The organism is Ruegeria sp. BC6 (assembly GCF_056539185.1).
The window spans coordinates 1-8332 of record NZ_JBQFUM010000010.1; the positions used below are offsets into that span (position 1 = coordinate 1).

6 protein-coding genes, 1 tRNA gene and 1 pseudogene are annotated in these 8332 nt (G+C 55.4%); 1 reads left to right on the forward strand and 7 read right to left on the reverse strand.

Features of this window, described 5'->3' with window-relative positions; translation table 11 throughout:
• Positions 1 to 14 precede the first annotated feature (14 nt).
• Positions 15 to 91 (forward strand) — tRNA-Met (locus ACR0MM_RS18505).
• Here ACR0MM_RS18505 and ACR0MM_RS18510 read toward each other — a convergent pair.
• From ACR0MM_RS18510 to ACR0MM_RS18540, 7 genes and pseudogenes are all read right to left on the reverse strand, one after another.
• Positions 48 to 1697, reverse strand: a complete 1650-nt coding sequence (locus ACR0MM_RS18510; protein WP_170456864.1) for a recombinase family protein — start codon at positions 1695 to 1697, stop codon at positions 48 to 50. The two genes, ACR0MM_RS18505 and ACR0MM_RS18510, sit on opposite strands and share 44 nt — an antisense overlap.
• Positions 1698 to 1854: 157 nt before the next feature.
• Positions 1855 to 2913, reverse strand: coding sequence for a site-specific integrase (locus ACR0MM_RS18515; RefSeq protein WP_170456331.1), 1059 nt, complete (start codon positions 2911 to 2913; stop codon positions 1855 to 1857).
• Entirely contained in the window at positions 2906 to 4585 is a 1680-nt protein-coding gene (locus tag ACR0MM_RS18520) for a site-specific integrase (RefSeq protein WP_170530486.1), read from the reverse strand. The genes ACR0MM_RS18515 and ACR0MM_RS18520 overlap by 8 nt, the downstream gene beginning before the upstream one ends.
• 168 nt (positions 4586 to 4753) lie before the next feature.
• Positions 4754 to 4966 (reverse strand): helix-turn-helix domain-containing protein, encoded by a 213-nt coding sequence (locus ACR0MM_RS18525; RefSeq protein WP_093965312.1) that lies wholly within the window; start codon positions 4964 to 4966, stop codon positions 4754 to 4756.
• Positions 4967 to 5837: 871 nt separating this feature from the next.
• Positions 5838 to 6866: a DUF1254 domain-containing protein gene (locus ACR0MM_RS18530; protein ID WP_217355927.1), complete on the reverse strand. Its 1029-nt coding sequence runs from the start codon at positions 6864 to 6866 to the stop codon at positions 5838 to 5840.
• Positions 6866 to 7870 carry a DUF1254 domain-containing protein gene (locus tag ACR0MM_RS18535; RefSeq protein ID WP_170456328.1) on the reverse strand — a complete coding sequence of 335 codons (1005 nt, stop codon included), beginning with the start codon at positions 7868 to 7870 and terminating at the stop codon, positions 6866 to 6868. The genes ACR0MM_RS18530 and ACR0MM_RS18535 overlap by 1 nt, the downstream gene beginning before the upstream one ends.
• 277 nt (positions 7871 to 8147) lie before the next feature.
• Positions 8148 to 8332 (reverse strand): annotated as a pseudogene (locus ACR0MM_RS18540) (DUF302 domain-containing protein); the annotation flags it as partial.

Consider the following 8332-nt stretch of genomic DNA (forward strand, 5'->3'; position numbering starts at 1 on the left):
CCAACCCAAAGTGTCGCGGGATGGAGCAGCCCGGTAGCTCGTCAGGCTCATAACCTGAAGGTCGCAGGTTCAAATCCTGCTCCCGCAACCACTTGGGTCGAACAGAGTCTCGAACAAGCCGCCTCAGGGCGGCTTTGTTCGTTCTGGGGCGCTCTCAACGCAAGCAAACCTGCCAGTTCACCAACGAGTTCAAGTGCATATGTCCCATCTTCCGGGACCAATCGAATCTCTGACAACAGGCTTCGAATGATCGAAGTGGCTTGAGCTTGAGAAGAGGGATCGCGCAACGCAGTGGTCAAATTGGCGACCTGTTCCCGATACACATCGGACAGACCGGGGTGCAGCAAAACCGGTGGTTCATCAGAGGCGGCGGCGATCAAGGCTTCGAGTTCGGCTTTGCGCGCTTCCAACGCTGTCAGCTTATCCTTCATGCTGGCGTGAAACATACCGTCGCTGATGGCGTCTATGAGATGTGCGATCTTACGCTCGACCTGCGCCAGATCACGTGTCGCGTTAATCCGCTCCTGCTGAATGGACCCGGCAAGGCGGTTGTATTCCTCTTGATAGGCTTTGGCGAATTCCGCAATCAGATCAGGGTGCAGCAACTGCTCTTTGAGTCCAGAGAGAACTCGATCTTCGAGGTCCGCGCGTTTGATCGTCAGCCGATTATCGCAGGTGCCTTTGTTCCGTTGGCTGGAACACCCGTAATACTGCTTTCCGACTTGGATGACGCCGCCGCCACAACACCCACAGGTCAGCATGCCGGAAAACAGATGCCGTGCCCGCTTGGTGCGGCCCAGCTTCTTGATGCCATCGCTGATCGCGGCATTGCGCGTCTTTTCCTGCCGCGTCTTTACCGCGTTCCACAGGTCGTCGGGCACGATCCTCAGATCGGGTACGTCTTCGATTACCCATTCCTCGGGAGGGTTCGGTTGGGCTTGCCGTTTACCACTATTAGGGTCTTTGACGAAACGCTGCCGGTTCCAAACCAACCGCCCGATGTAAAGTTCGTTGTTCAAAATACCGGTGCCACGTTGGTGATTGCCATAGATGGTTGATGCCCCCCATGTGCCCCGAGGTCCGGGAATGCCTTCTTCGTTCAGATCGGAGGCGATGTTGCGTGGGCTCAGCCCATGGCTGTAATCCTGAAAAATACGTTGAACGATCTGGGCTTGGCTTTCATTGATCCGGCGTTCCCCTGTGGTGATAGACCCGTCTGCGCACATGTCTCGCACAACGTTATAGCCGTAGGTGATCCCACCGGCTGACTTTCCTTTGCGCACACGTCCCTCAAGTCCGCGATGGGTCTTTTGAGCCAGGTCTTTCAGGAATAGGCTGCTCATGGTTCCCTTGAGACCGATATGCAGCTCGGAAATTTCTCCCTCTGCCACGGTGATAATCGGGATGCCTTGAAACCGCATCTGCTTGAAGAAGGCCGCGATATGTTCCTGATCGCGGCTGATCCGGTCGAGACCTTCGGCCACAACGACGTCGAACACGTTGCGCCGAGCGTCCTCCAGCAACCGTTGATATCCAGGACGCAGATGGGACGCTCCGCTCAGTCCCCGGTCTGAATAGGTCTCTGCCTCCTGCCATCCATTGCCATCGATCAGGCGTAGACACAGCCGATGCTGGTCCTCAATGGAGGCGTCACTTTGAAGATCGGTGGAGTAACGGGCGTAGATTGCGGCGCGCATGGGTTGGGCCTTTCGGACTGAGAAACTAGTTGGCCCAACCCATTATAGGCATGGATTGGGCGGTGTCTTCCACTTTCGATTGCAACCCGTTGCAATGAAAAATGCCTTGATCATAGGTATTTGACCGCACCTAAGATCGACGGGTGGGCGAGAAAGCCTACCGTTTGCGACCCAATGCCTTCATCTTTGCCTGCAAGAGATATTGGTAGTCGTCACAGGCAGACAGTCCGGTGGCACGATTGTAGTGCTTCTGGGACATGTCCAACGTGGCATGCCCGAGGATATCCCGGATGATGTTGACGTGTTCCGGGTCCGTCTCGGCGATGCTGGTCGCCGCAATGTGCCGAAATTTGTGCGGTCGCAACTCAACACCGAGCAGGCGCGTTGCTACTTTTGGCAGTTCCCGCGACAGGCCATCTGGTGTGATCGGGTCTCCATACTGGCTGATCCAGAGCGCATTGGATGTTTTAGAGCCAAGGAGGACCGGACGATGAATATCCAGGTAGGATACCATCGGTTGCACCAGAACTTTGGGCAGAGGAAACCAACGAGCTTTTTTGTCCTTAGTGTCTTCCGCCGAAAGATGAACCTCGAACCCTTCGGAGGTTTTGCGCAGATGCTGATCCGATGTCAGCGCCAGCAACGTGCGGCGACGTACGGGCCGCGCGATCAGAAAGGCGATCATCAGGCCAGCGCGAAAGTGGATTGCGCGCTTTAGGTCACTGAGAGACGGATCATTCTCCACATCTTCGAGCCGCTGTAGGCCTTTGTTAAAAATGTCTGCCGCTGAGATGGCGACTGGCTTCGGCAGGCTTTTGCGGTCCGCCAGATGTACCAGACGGTTGGACAGTTTGTTCAACCAGTCCCAATCTCCTGACGGGTCCATGGCCTTTGCAAGCACATAGAGATCACAGATCATGTTTTTGCGAGTCATGAAGCCTACGCGCGCTTTCGCTTCTTCCAGATATCCCCGCACGGAATCGTTGGTAATGCGATCCGTCGGGGAGTAATCCAAAAGGGCAGGCTGATGACGCATAATCCACGACAGCCAATAGCCGTAACTCTGGCACCGTTTTTTGCGGCTGCCTTCGGACCAGCTCGCACAGGGGCCTGTACCGTCAAAGATGTCACCTTCCGCGAACAGGGCGTCCCAGGCGGTTTTATCCGCCTGCGGCCAATTTTGATAAAGAAGAACAAGAGGAATGGGGTTAGTCATCGGACGTCCCCCGGAACTTCGAAAGAACCACCTCATCATAGTGGTCGTGTGCCCATTGGTTGCTGAGCGATGCGTAGAAATCCATCGTCGTTTGGAGCCTCTTGTGCTTGAGCAGGCGGCGGACGGTCTCGAAGTCGCCGGGGCGTTCTTCTAGATAGAGCTTGGCCGCGATGTGGCGGAACAGATGTGGGTGAACCTTCAACCCAGTCTCACGAAAAATGCGACGGGTCAGATCACCGCCAAAGTTTGCGGGCGACCGGGGCTTTCCGTCACTGCTACGGGGGAACAGGGCACGGCCACCAACCTGCGACACCTGCGGTCGGAACTGCATGATATAGCGGTGCAAAATCTTAGAACTGCGGGCATTTAGTTTGACCTCAATCGGCTCCCCATTCTTGACCTCGATCCCTTCGATGCGGATGGAATAATAGGTGTGCGTCCCCGAGCGGGCAGGGATCAAATGCTTGTCCAAATCAAGGTTCGCGAGATTTTTGACGCGCATGGGACAGCTCAGGAGGATCGTCAGTGCCGCCGCATGCATCGCCGCCAATGCGCTGTCGCGACGAGTCGGATTGTCATCCGCCCGTGCCATCAGCGTATCCGGCAGGCTCAACAACAGGGCCACGTTCTCCCAATCATTGAACTGCGCAAGGCGTTCCGCATTCTTGTTGCTCATACCACGAGGGGTTGCTGTAACTTTCTTTTGAATGTCTTTGAGCGCCCTTATAACGTCTTCCGGTGCGCTCAGGTGGTGCCGTGCAATGGCGATACAAGTTGCTGCAACATTGCTCAGCCCGGTCGGCAGACCCTCGTTCCCACGCCGGTCTATAATCGTCCGGAAAGCTGTTTTGAGATTGTTCGCCGTAACCACCACAGACAGGCTGGTGAGTTTTTCCGGGCGTTGCCCCGAAGTTACCAGCGCGTCCAGCATCTGCCGCAGATGGGCTTCGGTGTTGCGCAGACTGGTCTCGCGCAGCGGTTTGTCAGGACCGCCTTCGCTGAACAAATCACGTTGCGCCAAGCGGTCGATATAGGCTTTGATCTCTGCCTGCAGGCTTTCCGGGTAGTCCGTCAGCGGGCGGGCCACATAGCGGTCCGACGATAAGCGGTCCAGCCGGGGAAGATCGAGATCGTGTTTGTCAATCACGTGGTTCCATGTATCGATCATGGACTGAATGTACTTGGCCGGTTCATTCTTCAGCAGCGCAGCGTCGAGGGTTGCCTGAAATGCCTGAACTACGTCGCTGTTGACCTCCGCCGGTTGGATCGACCGGGCACTGCAATAGCGTGCAAACCGCATCAGACCCCAAACCTGATGGGTGGATTGCACAGTTGTCAGAAACGTGTCCCACTCTGGGGTCAGTTCAAATTTTCCTTCAAAATCCTGCAACACCCCGACCGCACGCAACGCGCTTGCCAGATCGCTTTTGGTGGTGCTGAGGGTGTTGGGCTTCACCCCGCAGGCGGCGGGATGCAACGATGCCAGCAGTTTGCGCAATTGCGGGATATCAGTCGGAATGTCTGACGGAGGACGGTTCATGTATGTACTGATGCGCGAGATCGCGGACAGTTTGGATTGTTGGCGTTTCTTGTCGGGGTCTGGATTGGACTTCAGAACGTCCAGAACCTCGGCCAGGGTTGTTGGTAGCTGGATCTCTTGGTGATGTGTCATGATAAACCTCTTCGGTTTTGAAATTGGGGACAAAAGGGGACATTTGGGGACATGCAGACCCATGGCGGCCCTCTTGCGGACATTCGGGAAACCAAAGGCGTGAATTTATAGCCAAAATCCATGACCCCGTTTTCCCGAACGCCGGAAAAGCCGATTTTTGTGAAGGCCTTAGAGAACATGGGCTGCTGCCTGATTGCCGCGTTGCTGGGCAAGGGCGTGCAGGTCGCTGCGCGCAATGCGCCAATCGCGGCCTAACCGTGTCGCAGGCAGTTCGCCGGATTTGATCCAGCGACGAACGGTCTTGGTGCTGATGCGGAACAGCGCAGCGACATCGCGCACGCTGAGATAGGCGGCATCCTCTGTGATCGGCAGATCAACCATGATCCACCTCTGGGTCTTCACCGTTGCAACGGGTTGCGAAATCCGAACGCGCAGCCTCGCGTGCCAACAGCCGCACAAGGTTGATCAGGGGTTCAGGAATAGTGAAATTGGGCGGGTTGCCCTTGGGATCAGAAGACGAACACGTCATCGATACGTTCCTTATAAAGGAACCGCTCGAGACAATGATCGCGATGTTCTGGCTTCGGAGCGCACTCCAGACGACAAAACACTGACCTCAAACGAGATCAGGATCATTGCCATCGAGTGCGTCGAGAACGAAGTGCCGTCCTGTCCAATCCCAATATTGGCGGCCCAGCCATCACGGCTGGTAGGTTGATAGTTCTTTCAGTTTATCTGACGCGTTTAGTTATATCAACCTATTGTTTTGTTTACCTTTTGCTTACTTTTTACAGAAATTATGGTTGCCGTGAGATCGAAAGTACTATGGCGGATTTTTCAAAGTCTTAGTAATAGTTGTTTCTCACAAAAAGCGGCCATTCGTTTGCAGTCCACCGAGCGACTGCTTAGAGCCCGAAGCGGAGGTGCTATTGGTTCGCCTTTCGCAAATGCAGCGAACTTTTTGCCAAATCCAATGACTGCGCCGCAAATTAAATGAGGTCAGTCATTCACAGTGCAAAGAACTTTGGGGCACCGATGTCGGACACTCGGACAAAAGGGCTCAACGGATCACTGCTAAGAATTTACTCGATCGGCCGTTTTGAGAATGCGCTAAACGTTGAAAATATCAGCCAGTCTCGCTCTGTCTGAGACGGGGCGGCGACAGGAAGAGCACCGCCCCGGAACCACCGGGCATATCAGGGGGAGGGGCAGTGCCCGGCGGTGATCTGTAAGACTTGCAGGTGCGTGTTCGCTATTTGATAGGAACGACCTTAACCTCTGAGGTAATTCGGGCCACGTAATCCGTGATAGCTTCGGCACTTTCCGGTTGATAGAGGCGGATGACCTGCGTCCAGCCGAGTTGCACGTCGATGTTGTTTGGCTGCCCCGGACAATTATATCGGAACGTGATGGAGCCGTCCGCGTTCTCTTCCGCCGCCCGATTGTTCAGAGCAAAGTTCTCTTCGACGATCCAGCTTTCTGCACTGTAGGTCGTCACCGAGAAAAACGCACCGTCGTCAAATTTCAGAGGCGGGGACGGCAGGGTCATCTCGGAACATGCGCCTTCAGCCGAAGCGCCCTCAGGAACGATCGTCGAAATGTAGACAGCATCCTTGTAAGGCAAGCCGCCCCACCCTTTCGCTGTGGCAATCAGGAACATTTCCGGGTCAACATCCTCCGGGCGGCCAAAGAACAACTCCGGCTTGTCTGCTTCTGCTGCTCGAGCAACCAGCGAGGCCCTGACAACATCAAGGCTTTCGGTATCGAACCCCTTGGGCGCATAGGGCTCTGTCGAAGCGGCCTCAATCAGGAAGCCATCCTGATGCGCGTGCGCCTCTGCAAGTCCGGCCTCATCCGTTGATTTCAACCCGGTTCGCATGTTGAGAAACACGTAGCGGCCTGTGGTCAGGTCCTCAGGGGTCAGAGTGACGCTCTCGCCAGCATAAAGCACGTGCAGAGTATAGTGCGCCTCGTCGATGATCTGGATCATCGAAAGGTAATCCCAGTCAGGATTGGTGATCGTCGCACCACCCATCGTATCGACGACAGCATGGCTATAGAGCACATCCTTGTTCTCGGTGATTACGAACTGGTTGTCCGGACTGGATGGCTCGCGCGAATGCCGGATTGTGTTCACTTCATGCTCAGCAGAGTGCTCCGACATGTATTTGTCAGTTTCGGCGATCGTAAAATTGTCGAGAGTGACCTGCGTGCCATCAGCCATGGCCGCACCGGCAAAGATCATGCTGACGAAAAACACAGGTGCAAATGTTCGGGTCATCAGTTTGCCTCCGTGACGTCTGGCAATGTGTATGTCCGGTCGAGCACGGCCTGGCCGGGGCGGTAGATGCGCATCAAGAAGTTCCAGCCGTCGCTGATGTCGACGCGGTTGGGCTGTGCGCCGCAGAGCACCTCAGCGCCGTAGTGCACAGTGAAGGTGCCGTCGTCGTTCAGGCTCACGTTGCGGTCATTAACAATGTTGTTGTCGCTCTCCATGAAGCCGTCGGCGCCGTAGACGGTGATCGACCAGAAGGCATCATTGGGCGGCACTTCGTAGGTCGCCGTGTAGCAGGCTTCCGCTGAGGCCGGGCCGGTGTAGTTGATGTAGACGGCATCTTTCTCCGGGAAGAGCCCCCAGGCACCAGCGACTGCGAGATGGCGGGTTTCCTCGTTCACTTCGCCTCGCGGGCCCATCCAGTCGGGCTCGTACTGGCTGAACTTCTGGAATTCCTTTTCGTACTCGGCACGCAGGGCGAGCATGCTGTCCACGTCCCATTGCGGTTCGGGGAAGAGATCGTGGCTTGCCGCTTCGATGACGAACTTGTTCTGCATATCGTTGACGAGCGCCACATCCGCCGGATCGCTCGGGTCCATGATCTGGATCCGCATGATCAGAGCGACATATTTGGTGTCGCCCGGGATCTCGTAAGTGCCCGGCTCGTAGAAGACCACGGGCGCGTAGTGGTCGTTGTCGATGATGAGGATAGAGAAATAGCGGTCATCCGGAAACTCAGGAATCGTGATCGTTGCGCCGCCCTCGGTATCGACCACGGAGCCGGCATAAAGCGTATCGCGGTTCATCCGTACCACGGCCTGCGCGTCCAGTGGCGTCGGCTTGCGGATGTAGTAGAAGCGGTTCACGTCACTTCCAGCATTAAGCTGGAACTGGGAGAAGGACATGTCGACTTCAGCCCGGATGTATGTCTTGGGCGTGACAGTTTCTTGAGCAAGCGCGGGCGCTGCAGCGAAAGTAATGAGACTGGCAGACTTAACAATTTCTTTCATTCACTTCTCCCAATCGTTTTCCGAGTTATCAGCCCCGACGTGACGTAGCTCAATCGAACGCCGCGACAACACCCACTTTGCTTTACTCGTGTCGTCTGACTGCCGGTGATTTTTCATGTATAGCACCTGCAGGGAATGTCTGTTTTGTCCGCAATGCAGTCGTTCAATGAATTTGGCTGAGCGACCGCATCGAGCCCAAAGCGGACCTCAGATTTTGAAAGAACTCACAGTTCTGCAGTGCTGCAGTTGCATCGTTATTGCGATGCGCGGTATCGCTCTACTGAAGTGCTTTCTGAAAAGTCGCTGTAAGCCTTTCGTTCAGTGCGTGATGCGGTTTGGCTGATGAGCCATAATGAAGCTCGGCAAAGGCAGCAATATCATTGAAAATCACGACTGAGCCACCGTCATCGCCCGCGTAAACCAGCAACTTTTGGCAAAATGCATCAAGGCCGATTGCCGGGA

Excerpts from the sequence above, each read along its gene's own strand:
- ACR0MM_RS18525 (WP_093965312.1), bottom strand. The coding sequence starts at position 4,966 with ATGGTTGATCTGCCGATCACAGAGGATGCCGCCTATCTCAGCGTGCGC.
- ACR0MM_RS18530 (WP_217355927.1), bottom strand. The coding sequence starts at position 6,866 with ATGACCCGAACATTTGCACCTGTGTTTTTCGTCAGCATGATCTTTGCC.
- ACR0MM_RS18520 (WP_170530486.1), bottom strand. The coding sequence starts at position 4,585 with ATGACACATCACCAAGAGATCCAGCTACCAACAACCCTGGCCGAGGTT.
- ACR0MM_RS18510 (WP_170456864.1), bottom strand. The coding sequence starts at position 1,697 with ATGCGCGCCGCAATCTACGCCCGTTACTCCACCGATCTTCAAAGTGAC.
- ACR0MM_RS18515 (WP_170456331.1), bottom strand. The coding sequence starts at position 2,913 with ATGACTAACCCCATTCCTCTTGTTCTTCTTTATCAAAATTGGCCGCAG.
- ACR0MM_RS18535 (WP_170456328.1), bottom strand. The coding sequence starts at position 7,870 with ATGAAAGAAATTGTTAAGTCTGCCAGTCTCATTACTTTCGCTGCAGCG.